15 protein-coding genes and 1 pseudogene are annotated in these 15044 nt (G+C 67.0%); 8 read left to right on the top strand and 8 right to left on the bottom strand.

The genetic code is table 11. The annotated features are described in order from the left end of the window. Together NP4_RS04990 and NP4_RS04995 are read right to left on the bottom strand one after the other, a co-directional pair. A pseudogene (locus NP4_RS04990) lies at nt 1-927 on the bottom strand (hypothetical protein); the annotation flags it as partial. Between the two features lie 306 nt (nt 928-1233). Continuing rightward, nucleotides 1234-1746, bottom strand: a complete 513-nt coding sequence (locus NP4_RS04995; protein WP_067992590.1) for a hypothetical protein — start codon at nt 1744-1746, stop codon at nt 1234-1236. A 348-nt stretch (nt 1747-2094) separates the two neighbouring features. On the opposite strand from NP4_RS04995, the gene NP4_RS40660 reads away from it, so the two are divergent. The 3 genes from NP4_RS40660 (at nt 2095) to NP4_RS05010 (ending at nt 4547) form a co-directional block, all read left to right on the top strand. Beyond that, nucleotides 2095-2373, top strand: a complete 279-nt coding sequence (locus tag NP4_RS40660) for a LysR family transcriptional regulator (RefSeq protein ID WP_067992593.1) — start codon at nt 2095-2097, stop codon at nt 2371-2373. After that, a complete protein-coding gene (locus tag NP4_RS05005; RefSeq protein WP_067992594.1) occupies nt 2370-3278 on the top strand; it encodes a DUF5995 family protein in 909 nt (302 codons plus the stop codon). Before NP4_RS40660 ends, NP4_RS05005 begins: the two co-directional genes overlap by 4 nt. A 210-nt stretch (nt 3279-3488) precedes the next feature. Next, a complete protein-coding gene (locus tag NP4_RS05010; protein WP_067992597.1) occupies nt 3489-4547 on the top strand; it encodes an AraC family transcriptional regulator in 1059 nt (352 codons plus the stop codon). Nucleotide 4548: 1 nt separating this feature from the next. Here NP4_RS05010 and NP4_RS40665 read toward each other — a convergent pair whose 3' ends face one another. Further along, complete coding sequence (locus tag NP4_RS40665) at nt 4549-5499, bottom strand: hypothetical protein (RefSeq protein WP_156524884.1); 951 nt, start codon at nt 5497-5499, stop codon at nt 4549-4551. 37 nt (nt 5500-5536) lie between these two features. Continuing rightward, nucleotides 5537-5878, bottom strand: coding sequence for a winged helix-turn-helix transcriptional regulator (locus NP4_RS05020; protein WP_067992601.1), 342 nt, complete (start codon nt 5876-5878; stop codon nt 5537-5539). A 141-nt stretch (nt 5879-6019) separates the two neighbouring features. Between NP4_RS05020 and NP4_RS05025 the strand changes: the two genes are divergently transcribed. The 4 genes from NP4_RS05025 to NP4_RS05040 all read left to right on the top strand — a co-directional run bounded on the left by NP4_RS05025 (nt 6020) and on the right by NP4_RS05040 (nt 9793). Next, nucleotides 6020-6223 (top strand): carboxymuconolactone decarboxylase family protein, encoded by a 204-nt coding sequence (locus tag NP4_RS05025; protein WP_174556096.1) that lies wholly within the window; start codon nt 6020-6022, stop codon nt 6221-6223. After that, a complete protein-coding gene (locus NP4_RS05030; RefSeq protein WP_067992603.1) occupies nt 6220-6414 on the top strand; it encodes a hypothetical protein in 195 nt (64 codons plus the stop codon). The genes NP4_RS05025 and NP4_RS05030 overlap by 4 nt, the downstream gene beginning before the upstream one ends. A gap of 113 nt (nt 6415-6527) precedes the next feature. Continuing rightward, nucleotides 6528-6917, top strand: coding sequence for an MmpS family transport accessory protein (locus NP4_RS05035; RefSeq protein ID WP_245997151.1), 390 nt, complete (start codon nt 6528-6530; stop codon nt 6915-6917). 50 nt (nt 6918-6967) lie between these two features. After that, the gene (locus tag NP4_RS05040) at nt 6968-9793 is read left to right on the top strand and encodes an MMPL/RND family transporter (protein ID WP_245997304.1); all 2826 of its coding nucleotides are present in this window, start codon (nt 6968-6970) and stop codon (nt 9791-9793) included. 2 nt (nt 9794-9795) lie between these two features. On the opposite strand, the gene NP4_RS05045 is transcribed toward NP4_RS05040, so the two are convergent. After that, nucleotides 9796-10386, bottom strand: a complete 591-nt coding sequence (locus NP4_RS05045; RefSeq protein ID WP_147287856.1) for an Rv1733c family protein — start codon at nt 10384-10386, stop codon at nt 9796-9798. A gap of 249 nt (nt 10387-10635) precedes the next feature. Here NP4_RS05045 and NP4_RS05050 point away from each other — a divergent pair, with 249 nt between their 5' ends. After that, complete coding sequence (locus tag NP4_RS05050; RefSeq protein WP_067992611.1) at nt 10636-12090, top strand: amidase; 1455 nt, start codon at nt 10636-10638, stop codon at nt 12088-12090. A 6-nt stretch (nt 12091-12096) separates the two neighbouring features. Here the strand turns inward: NP4_RS05050 and paaK are convergent, their stop codons facing one another. The 3 genes from paaK to paaD are packed head-to-tail and all read right to left on the bottom strand — an operon-like array spanning nt 12097 to nt 15043. Beyond that, a complete protein-coding gene (gene paaK / locus NP4_RS05055) occupies nt 12097-13431 on the bottom strand; it encodes a phenylacetate--CoA ligase PaaK (RefSeq protein ID WP_082875554.1) in 1335 nt (444 codons plus the stop codon). Nucleotides 13432-13452: 21 nt separating this feature from the next. Continuing rightward, entirely contained in the window at nt 13453-14520 is a 1068-nt protein-coding gene (paaE, locus tag NP4_RS05060; RefSeq protein ID WP_067992614.1) for a 1,2-phenylacetyl-CoA epoxidase subunit PaaE, read from the bottom strand. A gap of 1 nt (nt 14521) precedes the next feature. Beyond that, complete coding sequence (gene paaD, locus NP4_RS05065; protein ID WP_067992617.1) at nt 14522-15043, bottom strand: 1,2-phenylacetyl-CoA epoxidase subunit PaaD; 522 nt, start codon at nt 15041-15043, stop codon at nt 14522-14524. Nucleotide 15044 lies beyond the last annotated feature (1 nt).

Genomic DNA, 15044 nt, shown 5'->3' on the forward strand with positions numbered 1-15044 from the left:
TCCGGACTGCAGCAGCGGCGTCAGACGATCGGTGATGACGGTCTTGATGTCCGCGCCGGATGCGATGTCGCGCAAGGCCGGAGCGATCTGTGCCAGTACCGGGGACCAGTCACTGCTCGTGGCGCTGGCCAGGACGGGCTCGACCAGTTCACGCAGCGCCTGGGTCGGATTCTGTCCGCCCTCGCCCGGCGCGCCGAAGACCTCACGCGCCTGGGCGATCAGCGTATCGATCACGGTGTCGCCGGAATCGCGTCGGGCCCCGGCCATTTCGGTGGCATCGCGGACGAAGGCGAGCACATCCTGCACCGGCTGCCGCAACGGACCGGCCGGAACCTGTTCGGCCCACGCGCCGATCTGATTCAGATTCAGCCCCGAGGTCGCGATCTGGCCGACCAGTCCGGCGATATCCTCGACCATCGCGGGCGCGCGACCGGTCTCGCCATTGCTGGCGACCGCCTCGTTCTCCGGAACCGCCGCGCGCACAGCCTGATGAATCACGGGCGCGGCCGCCATCGGCGTGAAGGTCGCCTCCGACACCGGCGGGACGGGCTCGGCCGGTCGCTCGGGCGACGGTCCGCGCACGGCATCGGAGAAACTGTCGAGCGGGGCGGCCAGCGGGCTGCCCTGTGCCATCGACTGGGCTCCGGTCAGCGCCGATTCGAGCTGGGAACGAGCGCCCGGATCCAGATGTGCGCCCAGGGCCGCGCCGAGCTGACCGAGCGGTCCGCCGCCGCCATCGGTGGCGGTGGCCGTCGCGGGTGTCGTCTCGGCCTGCGCCACGGTTTCGGCGCCGAACGTCGCGGTCGCGATCGAGGCGAACGCGGCAGCGGCATACAGGCCGCGCCGGTTCCTGTCGGTCTTCCTTCTGTGCCGACCCGATGCCTTGGTGACTGATGTCTTCTGCACGTCTCGCCCATGCCTTTCCATGAAATGAATCCATTTACAGCGGAAGGAGCAAATTTTCAGCTAAGTATTGGCAGCGCAAAGAAAAAGGGCAACGAATATCGTTGTGACGTACGTTGCCATACAAAAAACAGTGATGAATGAAGTCGAATTCAGCGCAATAACAATGCGACGGCCCGGTCGGATATCACCACGATCCAGACCATCAGCAGCAGACCGATAGCGACAAGTCCGGCCAGCACGGAAATCGACCGAGCCCGCCCCCGCGACCGTCGATCATCACGCACGCGGAACACCGGCGGCGAATCAGCGCCCCGCGGAGCCCGATAGTCACGCATGAGCGTCCCCGAGTCCCTCATGCCACGGGCGCAACAGCTCCCGGTGCACCTCCTCGGTGAACTCACCGCGCCCGACCAGATCGCCCAGCACCGCGGCGGTCACCGCCTGCGCGACGGTCGTCGTCGCGCCGATCGCGCCCAGTGACTGCAGGATCGTGGCGAATCCGCCCGTTCCCGCGCCGGGCGAGAGCGCCTGTCCCGCAGCCGCCGTCGCGATCTGAATATTGCGCGAGCGGCCGAATTCCTTGGCCACAGCGGCGGCGATCCGCAACGGCTGCGCCGAGGTCTGCTGACCCAATCCGGACAACAGCCCGGCCAGGCCGCCGCCGCCCGCGGCGACGCCCTGCAGATCCGTCAGCCGGGATTCGGCGGCCCGCGCCGCGCCGGCATTGAGCCGTTCACGCTGTTCGGCGGTCAGCTGTCCGGCGCGTTCGACGATCGTCATGACGTCGTGCCAGCGCGGACCGTACAGGTATTCCAGATGCAGCGTTTGTTGATCGTTCATAGCAATTCGGGCCCTTCTCTCGAGCTCTCCAGAGAACCGATCAACTGCATATTCCACATTGCAGACAACCGCGTCAATGCCCGCCCAATGGAATATTTCAACTCCGGCAATATTGTACGAAAATCCGCCCGCGCAAACCCTTGACAATATTCGCCTTCGATGATTCGCCAGCAATTTGCCGCTTCGATGAGCGCGTCCCGTTCCCGAGCCTCCGCCCGGTGTGGGCCCCGAACCGTCCGGGCAGCACACCATTTCGGCCGCCGATACCCTCCTGTGGCGCGAACTTGGCGAAATAAACTACATCGTCGTAGCTCGTTTCTGTGTGGTCGACCGAGAAAGGGCCGTGTCATGGAGCCGCTCAACCTGTATCGGCTGACCCAGTTCCTCGAGGTAGCCGAGGAGTTGAATTTCACCCGGGCGGCCCGGCGGTTGCATATGACGCAGCAGGCACTGAGCGTTTCGGTGCGCCGCCTCGAGCGCGAACTCGGCGTCACGCTGTTCGAACGGACCACCCGCCGGGTGGCGCTGACCGACGCCGGACGGATCCTGCGCGACGGATCTCGGACCCTGCTCACGGCCTCCCGCGAGGTGGCCGCCCAGACCCGGCAAGCCGCACAGTCCGCATGAAGGCGGGCCGTTCGACCCTGTTCGAACGCATCGGATTCACAGTGCTCGTCGCGCTCGTCGCGGCCCTGGCCCCGGTCGGGACCGCGGCGAACGCGCAACCGGCGGCCCCCACGGCGGTCTGCGGGACCGCGCTGTCCGACGATGAGTTGGACACCATCGCCCGGCTCTCGCAAACCTCCGACCTGACCGGCGATTCGCTGGCGCGGCTGGAGACCGCCGTGGCGCGGCTGCACGAGATCACCGAAATTCTTGTGGCGCATCACGATCGACGCGGCCTGTTCGGGGTCGGTCTGGACACCGTCGAGCAGGCCGCGGTCATGCCGTTGCAGCGCGATCCGGCGGCCTTCCAGGATCGCGAGTACGCGCATCGCATCAGCCTCGAATTGCTGAGCCGTTACCTGGACAATCTGCACGCCGAATTCACCGGTGGCCCGCTCGCGCCACAGTGGGCGCGATATTTCGATGCGACCCGGCGGTGCGAACTGTCCGGGGCGCGCGTCGCGATGACGGGCTACGCCGCCCACCTGGTCGTCGACCTGTCCGAATCCGTCGCCGCGATCGGCAGCGAACCGCGCAACGCGCCCGACTACTTCGAAATCGTCGCCGCCATCGCCGAGACGGGCGATCTGATCGTTGACCGCACCAGGGACGTCTACGCCGCGGACCTGGGTCCGCTGTGGCGGTTCTATTTCTTCGGCGAGGGTCTGGATCTCCTACTGGGCCGGGGCGTGGCGACCCGGCCACTGTTGGTACTGGCCGACCTCGGAGCCAATGTCGTCATCTTCGGTAATGGCTTGGCACTGCGCGATCCGGCGCTGCACGACACCACCGCGGCCGAGATGTGGGCGCTGTTCGACGCCGCCGACACCGCCTTCGCCGTCCTGGCCCAGATCCACGCGCTCTGACAAGAGACCGATTGTCAAGCGCTACAGCGTAAAAGAATCGCTAAGCATATCCCGCGCGGAACATTCTCCCCGGTCCCTGACCTGCGCGGACGCCAAAGTTGCTGCGAGGTTGCTTGACGGTGTGGTCGCGGTCCGAGAACCATCGGTCCCCGGGGGGCATGAACATCTTGTCGACTCGCTCATCCGCCCGACGAAGGAGTTTCACCCGAGATGGACCTCTTCGATCCGCAGTTCAGCGCCGCCGTGATCCCCCCGACGATCCTGTTGCATCTGCGCAGGCTCGCCGTCGAACGTGGGTTCGACACCGAGCTGTGGTTCGGCGGGACGGGCGTGGTACCCGAACAACTCGACGCGCCCGAAACCCGCGTCTCCTTTCGCCAGGCCGATACGGTACTGCGCCGCGCGCTGCGGGCGCTGCCGGACGGGCCGTGGGGTGTGGAGGTCGGGGTGAAGAACGCGACGGTGCGATTCGGTCTCCTGGGCTTCGCGATGCGCTCGTGCCGCAATGGCGGGGAAGCGTTCGGTCTGGGTGTGCAGCTGCATCGGTCGATAGGCAGCCTGCTCGACTTCGAATTCGACCGCGGACCCGAATCGAGCACCCTGCGCATTCTCGAACGTATCCCGGATCCCGAGACCGTACGCTTCCTCACCGAGGAGGCCATGTTCACCGCCCTGATCGCCGCGCGGTCGGTGCTGGAGGACGATGTCTGCCCGCAGCGTGTGCGCGTCGCGTATCCGGAGCCGTCCTACAGCGAGGAATATCGCCGATACTTCCGCTGCCCGATCGACTTCGATTGCGGGGTCACCGAGCTGAGTTTCGACAGCCGACTGCTCGACCGACCCATCCGCACCTGCAACGAGGCCAATCTCAATGCCTCGCTCGACGCCTTCAAACGCATGTCCGAGGCGATTCCGGATCGCAGTGACATCGTGGCCTCGGTCGAGGCCATACTCGGTGAGAATCTGCGCCGCGTGATCACCATGGCCGAGGTCGCCGACCGCCTGTTCGTCACCGAACGCACCCTGCGCAGACAACTCACCGCGGCCGGCGAACGCTTCAGCGATATTCGCGACCGGGTTCGGCAGCGTCGGGCCCTGTTCCTGGTCCGCGAAACGAATATGACGATCGCCCAGATCGCGTCCCAGACCGGCTACAGCGACGCTCGGGAATTCCGGCGCGCCTATGTCCGATGGAACGGCGAACCACCGAGCGAAACCCGCCGGACGAGCGGTGTGATCGGAGACGATTGGGAACGAGTCGCCTCCTAGTTCACGCGGCGGGCAGATCGAAACTGATGACGACCGACGGTTGCTCGTCCCATCCGGCCGGACCGATCGTCCCGCCGAGCGGGACCAGCGACGCGCCGCCGCCTCCCCCGCCGGGAGGCGTATCCGGATCACCGCGCCCGTCCCGGGCGGTTCCGCCGATCGCGCCGCCGCCACCGCCGTGCCACCCCGCACCGCCGCCTCCGCCACCGCCTGTCCCGCTGCCCTGAACGCCGACATCGCCACCGGCCGTGCCGCCGTATCCGGGCCCGCCCCGACCGCCCGCGGGCAGATCGGTGCCGAAGACGTTCTCACCGCCGCCCGGCGCCAACGCGGTATCGGAAGTGCCTGCGGCTCCGCCACGTTCGCCGCCGCCGGGCATGCCCGCGTCACCGCCCGGTGACATTCGCCCGTCCCACGTCGCCGCACCGCCGCCACCACCGGCCGCGGTCACCAATTCCAGACGACCCGGCGCGTCACCGATGATCACCCCGAGATCGAGCGAAACCGACGATGCCCCGCCACCGTCACCGCCCCGGACATTCGGATAGGCCGTGGCATCCGCACCCGGCACCGGCCGGGTCGAACCACCCCGACCGCCGCCACCGGTGCTCTTGGCCGGATCGGGCACGGCGACATGGATATTCAGCCGGGACCCCGGCGGCACCGACGCGTCACCACCGGCACGCGCACCGCGCCCACCCGCCGCGACGGTATGACAGCAACTGGCCGCCCCGCGCGCACCGACCGCTTCGATATGTATCCGCGTCACCGGCATCGGCAGTTCCAGGACCCGACCCGTACTCAGCGAATCCGGATTCGTATAGACGCATGTGACCGTCGTCCCCGAGGTTCGACACTCCGGCGGCAGCGGCGCGGCGGCGGCGGGTACCGCCGCGACGATCGGCCAGGCCATGGCGGCAGTTCCGGCAATGGCACCCAGACGCAGGCTCATACCGTGCATTTCAACATGGAAACGGTCCCGGCGAGGGTCATTCCGACCCGGTGTCGGTTTGCGACTCGGCCCATTGCGACGCCCAGGCATCCAGCGGGCCGAGCGCCTCGTGCAGTCCCACGCCGAGCGGCGTGAGCGCGTAACCCGCTGTCCCCGTAGCGATTACGCCCGCCTCGATGAGCTCCCCGAGACGTTGATACAGCACACTCGACGACAAACCCGCGCATCGCGCCAACAGCGCTCGCGCACCGACCGGCCCGTCCCGCAACTCCCAGACGATCCGCAAGGTCCAGCGCCGCCCCAGCAGGTCGAGCGCCGCCATGAGCGGTCGACCGGTCGTCGAGCCGCGCACCGGACGGCCCGGGCGGGGTATCACCATCACACTCCTCGTCCATTGCGTTTCGATTATCGAAACACTAGTCGCGTCGGACTCACCACCGAGCAGCGGATCTCCCTGACCCATGGCTCCCCCGAAGACTCTTGCTGGACAAGCGAATCCGACCGCCTACTCCTGCTGACCGTGGACGCCCTGCACGATCACAGCGATATCGACGACGCTCTGTGGTCACGCCTGACCCAGGTCTTCGACGATCGCCAACTCCTCGACATCCTCCTGCTGTGCGGCTGGTATCACGCCATCAGGTTCACCGCCCGCGCCACTCGCCTACCACCGGAACCCGGCGCACCGCGCTTCGCCGACCTACTGCCCCGAACCTCGGGATGACTTGGCGCGAACGTGGATTCGTCGACCTCGACATCCCGCTGTCCGCCGCCGGAATTCTCATCACCGCGTTCGCGCGGGATGTCGTATTCGGCGGCCCGCCGTTCGCCGTCCTGAGCCTGCGCTGCGTGATCGGCGCGATCCTCGCCGCGGCCGCGTGTCCGCTGATCCGGCTGGAAAAGATCCTTCAGTGAACGGTTGTACTACACCGATTGTTGTACTACCGTCTGGTCCCATCTTGATTGATGTAACTTGCTGTAACGTTTAATGAAGGGTGAGGTAATGCGGCGTCACGCCTGGATACCTGGTGGTGATCGCGACGCTCGCGACCGCCGGGGCGTATATCGCCCACCTACGGCTGAGCGAGATTCCGGACCTCGCGATCGGGCATTCCCCGACGCCGCCCGCCCTCGGCCGACCGCACGACAAGGTCGTCGACTACGCGGTCGACGGTCCCGCCCACGCCTCGGTCACGCTGTCGTATCTGGACGCCAACGGTGATGCCCGCGATGTGACGGCCACCCTGCCCTGGCGCACCTCCGTGCGCACCGGCAAGCTGACCATCTCGAGCGGTGTGATCGCACAGTCGGACGCCGACCGCCTCTCCTGCCGTATCGCCATCGACGGCCAGGTTCGCGACGAACAATCCGCCACCGGACCGTCGGCCGCCGCGAGCTGCAAGGTCGTGGTGTCGTGAACCGGGACCGGCTGCGCGATCTGGCAGCCCGCACGCGCGCCGAACTCTCGGTGCCCTTCGATCGACGATATCGTGAAAAGGCCCCGGGCCGACCGCTTTACGCACGCCTGCTCTACGTCCTCGCCATTCCGATCATCGTGGTCTGGCTGGTCGCCGCGGGCGCGCTCAACGCGGTGGTCCCGCAGTTGGAGAAGGTGATCGAGGGCCACGCCCAATCGTTCCTGCCCGATCAGGCGTCCTCGGTGCAGGCGATCGCGAAGATGGGCGACTACTTCGGCGGAGCCGGGACCAACAACTTCGATTACGTTCTGCTGGAAGGCGATCGACCACTCGGCGGCGCCGCGCACCGGTACTACCGCGATCTGCTGCAACGCATCAACGCCGATACCGCCCACGTCAATTCGTCGATGGACCTGTGGTCCAACCCCGATCTCGCACCCGCCAACGAAAGTTCCGATGGTAAAGCGGCATTCGTGCTGCTGAACCTCAAAGGCAATATGGGCACCGCGCTGGCGATGGAGTCCACCCAGGCGGTACGCGACATCATCGCCGGATTTCCGCCGCCGCCCGGTATCAAGGCGTACCTCACCGGCCCGTCCGCGGTGGTGAACGACGAACTCGTCTCGATCAACGATTCGATACTGCTGTTGATCTTCGCCTCGATCGGACTCGTCGGCGCGGTGCTGATCTGGGTCTACCGCTCGCCGATCACCGTGGCGATGCCACTGCTGGTGGCGGGCATGGGATTCGCCGTCGCCCGCGCGATCGTGGCCTGGCTCGGCGAGCATTCGATCATCGGCGTCTCGATCTTCGCCTCGGCGCTGCTGGCGGTGATCGTGCTCGGCGCGGCCATCGACTACGGCGTCTTCCTGCTGGGCAGATATCAGGAGGCACGCCGCGCGGGCGAGGATCCCACGACCGCCTACTACACGGCGCTGACCGGCGTCCAATACATCATCATCGCCTCGGGACTGACCGTCGCGGGCGCCACGGCGTGCATGGCATTCACCCGGCTCGCCATCTTCAGCACCTCGGGGCTGCCCTGCACGGTGGCCGTAATCGTCACCCTCGCAGCGGCATTGACCCTGGGTCCGGCCTTCCTCGCGGTCGGCAGCCGACTGGGTTTCCTCGAACCGCGCGAACAACCGTCGCTGCGCCGCTGGCGGCGCATCGCCACCCGCGTGGTGCGCTGGCCCGGCCCGGTACTGGCCGCCTCCCTGGCCGTCCTCGCCTTGTTCTTGCTGATTCTGCCGACCTTCCAGGTCAGCTACAACGAGCGCCGCGCCCAACCCAGCGATTCCCCGGCCAATGTCGGATTCGCCGCGGCCGACCGGCATCTGCCGCCCAACATCATGGCTCCCAGCGTCCTGATCGTGGAGGCCGACCACGACATGCGCGACTCGGCCGATCTCATCGCCCTGTCCAAACTCACCAACGCGGTTCTCGCGATACCGGGAATCAGTGGCGTACAAGGGATTACCCGGCCACTCGGCGCACCCCTGGAACAGGGCACCCTCACCAGCCAGGCCGGATACGTCGGCAGCCGCCTCACCCAGATGACGGATCTACTCGGGCAGCGCCTGGCCGATCTGGAATCGCTGTCGGGGAATATCGGCCGCCTGACCCTCGCGGTGAACGGCGTGCAGTCCGCCCTCGGCTCCGGCGAACAGGGCATCGATCAGGCCACCGGCAAGGCCACCGAATTGCGTTCCGCCCTCACCGGAGTCACCGATAAACTGCATTCCCTCCAAGCCCAGGCAGGCCCGGTGAAACAACTCGTGGACAGCATCCCGAACTGCGCGAACATCGACGCATGCCATTCGGTGCAGGCCGGCTACTCCCTGTTCGACGATCTCGGCCGATTCGACGGTATGGCAGGCGGTTTGATCGATGGCGTGAACTCCGCGGCCGGTGCGCTACCGCGACTGGCGACCCAGCTGACCACCCTCAGGGGCTTCATCGCCCAGATCGATCAGGTCGTCACCCCGTTGCAGAGCACCCTGAAAGTGCTTGTCCCCCAGGTATCGGAGATCACCCAGTTCACCGACGAGATTCGGCAGAGCTTCGCCGCGGGCGATCCCGGCGGCTATTTCTTCCTGCCCAGTCAGGCCTTCGACAACAAACTCTTCAAAGAGGCCATGCCGCTGTTCTTCTCCCTCGACGGCAAGGTCACCCGCATGATCGTCACCCCGCAGGACGAGGGTTTCAGCCGCGAGGCGATGGATATCAGCGCCAAGATCATTCCGGCCTCGCTGCAGGCGATCAAGGGCACCGCGCTGGCCGGTAGCACCGTGAGCATCGGCGGTCCCGGTGGCACGCTGCTCAATATCGAGGCGTTCACCCACGAGGATTTCATCACCAGTATCGTCGCCGCCTTCGCATTCGTATTCTGCGTGATCCTGATCCTGTTGCGCAGCTTGGTCTCCGCGATCGCCGTGGTCGCCTCGGTCGCCCTGTCGTATCTGTCCGCGCTCGGCCTCAGCGTCCTCGTCTGGCAACATCTGCTGGGCAATCCGCTGCACTGGTCGGTGGCGCCGGTGTCGTTCATATTGCTGGTCGCGGTGGGCGCCGATTACAACCTGCTACTGGCCGCGCGATTCAAGGAGGAATTGCCCGCGGGCATCAACACCGGAATCATCCGCGCGATGGTCAACACCGGCGGCGTCGTGACCACGGCCGGACTGGTCTTCGGCGTCACCATGTTCGCGATGCTGGTCAGCTACGCGCACAATATCGCCCAGATCGGCACCACCGTCGGACTCGGGCTGTTCCTGGACACCCTCATCGTCCGATCCTTCGTCATCCCGGCCATCGCCGCCCTGTCCGGCCGCTGGTTCTGGTGGCCGATTCCGGTGCGCAACCGACCTACCCGCTGAACTCACCGCGCCCCGATCAGCCGCCACTGCCGACCCCACTCGTCCTCGTGCCGACGGCCGATCAGCCAGGTACTCAACCAGGCCAGCGCCGATACCGCGACCCAGATTTCGATCAGTAGACCCAACCCGACACCGGCCCCCTGCCACGCCGCCGCGCTCGCGTGCCGCGGCGGATCGGTCGGCCGACCGTCGGGTCCGAGCCACATGGCGACGCCGTCACCGATCCGAGCGGACGAACCGACCTCGACCGTCGCCCGGCCGTCCCCGGCCCACCACACCGCGGCCTCGTAATGCTGTTCGTACGTTCCGGTGGCCGTGGCCCGGGTGACTCGCTTCGGATCACCGGTGATCACCGCTCCCCCTTCGGTTTTCACCGCGCTCTCGGCGCGAATCTCGGCCGCGGCCGCGGTGGATCGCCCCATACCGACGACCCAGCTCAGCGGTACCGCGCACACGACGACCACGATCGCCGCGATCCAGATCAGTCCCCGCAGCCGATCGGTGGGACGCATCAGCGGACTGCGACTCCACGGTCCGGTCCGGCGAACCCGCACCGCGATCGACGGATACTTCGTCATGACGAGCGTCAACATGGCAGCAACTTTGCCATCATCTACTTCCTGCCAACAAGTGGCTGTACTGTCACTGTTCGCAAATATTCCGCCAGGCCCAAAGGCTCCTCCGGCCGAGATTTCGTGATGCAAACAACACCGGGAGCCAATGACAAAAGTCGAGAATTATGGCCCCCTCTTTATCCGAATCACATTACGCCGGAACATTTTTCGAAATCGACAATTCGCGTATAGGATCGCTCCCGGAACAGCGAATCAGAGGGAGACCTGATGCCAGGAACAGAATTTGCGACGCTACGCGACCAGGTGGCCGCACTGCAGGCCAAGACCGTCTCCGCCACCGAACTGCTCGAGCAGTGCATCGCCCGGATCGAGAAATTCGACGACAAGGTCAATGCCGTGGTGGTGCGCGATTTCGATCGCGCCCGCGCCGCCGCGAAACAGGCCGACGCCGCCCTCGCGCGCGGTCAGCGCGAACCGCTGCTCGGGGTTCCCGTGGCGGTGAAGGAATCGTTCAATGTCGCGGGCCTGCCGACCACCTGGGGCTTCCCCGACGCCGCCGGTTGGCTGCCCGCCGAGGACGCCGCACTGGTGACACGGGTCAAGTCCGCGGGCGGCGTCGTCATCGGCAAGACCAATGTGCCGCTGGCCCTGCATGATTGGCAGTCCTACAACGAGATCTACGGCACCACCAACAACCCCTGGGATCTGACGCGCTCACCCGGCGGCTCCTCCGGCGGCTCGTCGGCCGCGCTCGCCGCCGGATACGTCACCCTGGCCCTCGGCTCCGATATCGGCGGATCACTGCGCGTCCCGGCGCATTTCTGCGGCGTCTACGCCCACAAGCCGTCCCGCACACTGCTGCCGGGCCGCGGCAACACACCGCCGCGCGTACCCGCGCTGCCCGCTTCCGAGGACCTCGCGGTGGTCGGTCCCATGACCCGCACCGCCGCCGACCTGACCCTGGCCACGCTACTGCTGGCGGGCCCCGACGAGGTGGAGGCGGTCGCCTACCAGCTCGCGTTGCGTCCGCCGCGCGGAACCGAACTCGGCGACTTCCGGGTGCTGATCGTCGACGATCATCCGCTGGTCCCCACCTCGTCGGTGATCCGCGAGGGCTTCGACCGAATCGCGCAGGGCCTGGAGCGGGCCGGGGCCACCGTCGCCCGGCGCAGCGCCCTGCTGCCCGATCTCGACCTGACCGCGAAAACCTATCTGACACTGCTCATGTCGCGATTCGGGGCCGATGCCACCGCCGAGGTCGAGCAGGCCCGCCGGGCGGCCGCCGAGCTCGCGGCCGACGCCGACACCCCCGAGGCCGCCGGACTGCGCGGAATCGCGGCCAGCCACGCCGACTGGATCAGGACCGACCGCATCCGCATCGACCTCACCGACAAATGGCGACGCCTGTTCGGCGAATTCGATGTGGTGCTGTGCCCGATCAGCCCGACACCGGCCTTCCCTCACGATCATTCGGAGATGGGCGAGCGCACGCTCGATATCGACGGCACGGACTACCGGTACGACACTCACCTGATCTGGCCGAGTATCGCGACCCTGATCGGACTCCCGGCCACCGCCGCACCCATCGGACACACCCCCGAAGGACTGCCCTACGGCATGCAGATCATCGGCCCCTACCTCGAGGACCACACCACGCTGCGCTTCGCGGAGCTGATCGAGCGCGAGTTCGGCGGCTTCACCCCGCCGCCCGGATTCGCCTGAGCGCCTTCATCGCTCGGGTCGCAGATCCACCAACCGCCTGGCCTTGCCCACCGGCGACCGCTCGATCGAATCCGGATCCACCACATCCACGACCACCTGCACCCCGATGCGGTCCTTGATCCGGCCCGCCAGCGACCGCGCCGCCTCGGTGCGCAGCGCCTGCGACAACGCCCGGCGGCTTTCCACCCGCACGGTCAGTCGATCGAGCCGGTCGGGGCGATCGAGTACGCACTGATACTGCGGCGCAAGGTTTTCCAGGCCCAGAATCAGTTCCTCGATCTGGGTCGGGAACAGATTCACCCCACGCAGGATGATCATGTCGTCGCAGCGACCGGTGATCTTGCGCATGCGGCGCATCGACCGCGCGGTGCCGGGCAGCAGTGCGGTCAGGTCGCGGGTGCGGTAGCGGACGATGGGGAAGGCCTGCTTGGTCAGCGAGGTGAAGACCAGCTCGCCTTCCGCACCGTCCGGCAGCACCGCACCCGTATCCGGGTCGATGATCTCCGGATAGAAGTGGTCCTCCCAGATATGCAGTCCGTCTTTGGTTTCCGCGCACTCCTGCGCGACGCCGGGACCCATCACCTCCGACAGCCCGTAGATGTCCACGGCATCGAGATCCAGTGTGTTCTCCAGCTCCACCCGCATCTGCTCGGTCCACGGCTCCGCGCCGAAGATGCCGGTGCGCAACGAGGTCCCGCGCGGATCGATACCGGCGCGCTCGAGCGCGTCGGCGATGGTGAGCATGTACGACGGGGTCACCATGATCGCGTCGGGCCGGAACTCGGCGATGAGCTGAACCTGCCGCTCGGTCATTCCACCGGAGACCGGAATCACGGTGCAGCCCAACCGTTCCGCCCCGTAGTGCGCGCCGAGCCCACCGGTGAACAGCCCATAACCGTAGGCCACCTGGACGATGTCACCGGCGCGGACCCCGGCCGCGCGCAGACTCCGCGCCACCAGCCGGGACCAGATGTCGATATCGCCCGCGGTGTAACCCACCACGGTCGGCCGCCCGGTCGTGCCCGAGGAGGCGTGCACGCGCACCACCTCCGATTGCGGCACGGCGAACATGCCGAACGGATAGTTCTGTCGCAGATCGGCTTTCGTTGTGAACGGGAACAGCGCCAGATCCCCGAGCTGTTTCAGATCGTCCGGATGCACACCGCGCTCGTCGAAGGCCCTGCGGTAGTGCGGAACACGGTCGTAGGCGTGTCGTAACGACCATTTGAGCCGACTCAGCTGCAACGCGGAAATCTCGTCGCGCGAAGCGATCTCGATCGGTTCCACCGCGTCGGCGGAACGGGGCGCGGAGGTGACGGGAAAATCGACGAGCTCGGTCATGGTGGCTCCGTGGTGGAAAGCTCACGCGTCGAAGTCGACGGTGACGGTGTCGCTGATCGGAAAAGACTGACAGGTCAAGACGAATCCGGCGGCCACTTCGAAATCCTCGAGCGCGTAGTTGCGGTGCATCCGCACCTCCCCGGCGGTGACCTTGGCCCGGCACGTACCGCATACGCCGCCCTTACAGGCGAACGGCAGATCCGCCCGAGCGGCCTGCGCCCCGTCGAGGACGGATTCCGCGCGCGACAGCGTCGCGGTACTCGAGTTGCCGTCGAGCACGATGGTGACCTCGCTGGTGGGACCGGTCGTCGCGAGGTCGGCATGCCGCACCGGCCGCGGGGCGCTGTCCTCGACGAAGAACAGTTCCTCGTGAATACGCTCCGCACCGACGCCGAGTTCGTACAGCGCGTCGCGCACATCGACGACCATACCGATCGGCCCGCACAGCCAGAAATGATCGACGGCCGCCACGGGGACGAACGCGCGCAGCAGCCGCCGGATGCGCTCGGCATCGAGTCGGCCGCTGAGCAATTCGGCGCTGCGCGGCTCGCGCGAGAGCACATGCGTCAGCTGCAACCGGCCACCGTAACGGTCCTTGAGGTCGCCGAGTTCCTCGGTGAACATGACCGAACCGACGCGCCGATTCCCGTAGAACAGCGTCACCCGCGCCTCGGGATCCCGCAGTACGGTCGCCGCGATCGAAAGCATCGGCGTGATACCCGAACCCGCCGCGAACAGCACATGCCACCCGCCGGTGCCCGGATCGAGCGCGAAGCGGCCGGTCGGCGGCTGCACCTCGATCTCGTCACCGGGCCGCACCTCGTTCACCAGCCACCCGGAGAACGCGCCGCCCGGCACCACCCGAACCCCGATCCGCGGCGCGGCGCCCGCGGGCGCGCAGATCGAATAGGACCGCCGCTGCTCGGCGCCCGCCACCTTCTTGCGCAGCGTGACCGATTGCCCTGGGCGAAAGTCGAATTCGGCGCGCAGCTCATCGGGCACGGCGAAGGTCACCGCGGCCGCGTCCGCGCACAGGCGCTCGACCGAGGCCACGCGCAGGGGATGGAACGGCTTGCGTGCGCCGGCCACGTCAGATCTCCTTCACATGGTCGAACGGTTCCCCGCACGACCGGCAGCGATGCAGCGATTTACACGCCGTGGCCCCGAATTCCGAGGTCCGCTCGGTCTCGGCAGACCCGCACTGCGGACAGCGCACCAGCCGGGCGGGCGGGGTAAGCGTCAGCGGCACCGGCCCCGCCGAAGGCCGACCGACAGGCGACGGCGGGCTGATACCGTGCTCGGCGAGTTTGCGTCGCCCGGCCGCGCTGATCCAGTCCGAACTCCACGAGGGACTGAGCTCGGTGCGGATCTGCACCCGCGCGAATCCTGCCGCGGCGAGCCGATATCGGAGGTCCTCGCGCATGGCGGCCAGGGCCGGACATCCGCTGTAGGTGGGCGTGATCCGCACGACGATCGTGCCGTCCGCGGCCCGATCCAGGCCGCGCAGCACACCGAGATCGGCCAGGGTCAGCATGGGCATCTCGGGATCGGTCACCGCGGCCGCCGCCGCGCGGGCCCGGTCGAGAATCCACTCGTTGTCACTCGATGTCATG

Origin of the sequence: Nocardia pseudobrasiliensis NBRC 108224 (assembly GCF_001613105.1) — a bacterium.
GTDB classification, from domain to species: domain Bacteria; phylum Actinomycetota; class Actinomycetes; order Mycobacteriales; family Mycobacteriaceae; genus Nocardia; species Nocardia pseudobrasiliensis.

Excerpts from the sequence above, each read along its gene's own strand:
- paaD (WP_067992617.1), bottom strand. The coding sequence starts at position 15,043 with ATGACATCGAGTGACAACGAGTGGATTCTCGACCGGGCCCGCGCGGCG.
- NP4_RS05005 (WP_067992594.1), top strand. The coding sequence starts at position 2,370 with ATGAAGGCGGGCCGTTCGACCCTGTTCGAACGCATCGGATTCACAGTG.
- NP4_RS04995 (WP_067992590.1), bottom strand. The coding sequence starts at position 1,746 with ATGAACGATCAACAAACGCTGCATCTGGAATACCTGTACGGTCCGCGC.
- NP4_RS05030 (WP_067992603.1), top strand. The coding sequence starts at position 6,220 with ATGACTTGGCGCGAACGTGGATTCGTCGACCTCGACATCCCGCTGTCC.
- NP4_RS40660 (WP_067992593.1), top strand. The coding sequence starts at position 2,095 with ATGGAGCCGCTCAACCTGTATCGGCTGACCCAGTTCCTCGAGGTAGCC.
- NP4_RS40665 (WP_156524884.1), bottom strand. The coding sequence starts at position 5,499 with ATGAGCCTGCGTCTGGGTGCCATTGCCGGAACTGCCGCCATGGCCTGG.
- NP4_RS05020 (WP_067992601.1), bottom strand. The coding sequence starts at position 5,878 with ATGGTGATACCCCGCCCGGGCCGTCCGGTGCGCGGCTCGACGACCGGT.
- NP4_RS05050 (WP_067992611.1), top strand. The coding sequence starts at position 10,636 with ATGCCAGGAACAGAATTTGCGACGCTACGCGACCAGGTGGCCGCACTG.
- paaK (WP_082875554.1), bottom strand. The coding sequence starts at position 13,431 with ATGACCGAGCTCGTCGATTTTCCCGTCACCTCCGCGCCCCGTTCCGCC.
- NP4_RS05045 (WP_147287856.1), bottom strand. The coding sequence starts at position 10,386 with ATGTTGACGCTCGTCATGACGAAGTATCCGTCGATCGCGGTGCGGGTT.
- NP4_RS05010 (WP_067992597.1), top strand. The coding sequence starts at position 3,489 with ATGGACCTCTTCGATCCGCAGTTCAGCGCCGCCGTGATCCCCCCGACG.